Origin of the sequence: Streptomyces hainanensis, from assembly GCF_004348415.1 — a bacterium.
In the GTDB taxonomy this organism is placed as follows: domain Bacteria; phylum Actinomycetota; class Actinomycetes; order Streptomycetales; family Streptomycetaceae; genus Streptomyces; species Streptomyces hainanensis.
Map to the genome: position 1 here is coordinate 1 of NZ_SMKI01000861.1, position 1059 is coordinate 1059.

Below are 1059 nucleotides of genomic sequence, written 5' to 3' on the forward strand. Positions count from 1 at the left end.
GGCGTAGATGGACTGGTCGGCGTCGCCCACCACGCACAGCTCGCCCGGGTCCTGGGTGCCCACCAGCAGCTTGATCAGCGTGTACTGGGCGATGTTGGTGTCCTGGTACTCGTCGACCAGGATGGGAACGGGGTCGAGTTGCGGCACCTGCGCTGTCTGGTGGCCATCGTCGACGCCGGTGGGTTCACCGATGCCGCGTATGAGCTGGGGATCTCGCAGGCCGCCGTCTCGCGGAACCTGGCTGCGCTGGAGCGGGCGCTCGGCGTGCGGTTGCTGCACCGGACGAGTCGTGAGGTCGTCCCCACGTCCGCGGGCGTGGCCGCGTTGGCGCGGGCGCGGGTGGTGCTCGCCGGGGTGGCGGAGCTGGTCAGGGAGGCCACCACGGGGCACGGCCGGTTGAGTATCGGCCATGCCTGGTCCGCGTTCGGTCGGGCCACCACGGAGTTCCAGCGCCGCTGGCGGGAGCGGCATCCGGAGACCGAGCTGCGGCTGATCCGCCACAACACGCCCACCGGCGGGCTCGCCGAGGGGCTGTGCGACCTCGCGGTGATCCGGGCGCCGATCGACCTGCGGTCCTGGTCGCACGTGGTGATCGGCCACGAGCCGCGCTACGTCGCCCTCGCCTCCGACGACCCCTGGGCCCGCCGGCGCGGCATCCGGCTCGCGGAGCTCGCCGGCCGCACGCTGGCGGTCGACCGCCGCGTCGGCACCACGACGCTGGACCTGTGGCCCGAGGGCGAGCGGCCAGCCGTCGAGTACACGCGGGACATCGACGACTGGCTCGCCGTCATCGCCACCGGTCGCTGCGTCGGGGTCACCCCGGAGTCGACGGCGGGCCAGTACCGGCGCGACGGCATCGTCTACCGCCGGCTGCGGGACGCGGAGCCGGTGGCCGTTCGGCTCGTGTGGCGGACCGAGGATCCGCATCCCGCCACCCACGCCGCCATCGCGCTGGCGGTCGACCTCTACCGCGGGGGCGGGTAGGCGCCGAACTGGTGGAAGGCGTCGAGGACGAGGGTGCCGGTGCGGACGGTGATGGTGGCGGTGTGGGGGCCGGGT

At 73.7% G+C, this 1059-nt stretch carries 1 protein-coding gene and 1 pseudogene; one reads left to right on the forward strand and one right to left on the reverse strand.

Annotated features, from left to right (window positions below; genetic code table 11):
* Window positions 1-123 (reverse strand): annotated as a pseudogene (locus E1283_RS36490) (UvrD-helicase domain-containing protein); the annotation flags it as partial.
* A gap of 15 nt (window positions 124-138) precedes the next feature.
* On the opposite strand from E1283_RS36490, the gene E1283_RS36495 reads away from it, so the two are divergent.
* Window positions 139-984 carry a LysR family transcriptional regulator gene (locus tag E1283_RS36495; protein ID WP_243745355.1) on the forward strand — a complete coding sequence of 282 codons (846 nt, stop codon included), beginning with the start codon at window positions 139-141 and terminating at the stop codon, window positions 982-984.
* Window positions 985-1059 lie beyond the last annotated feature (75 nt).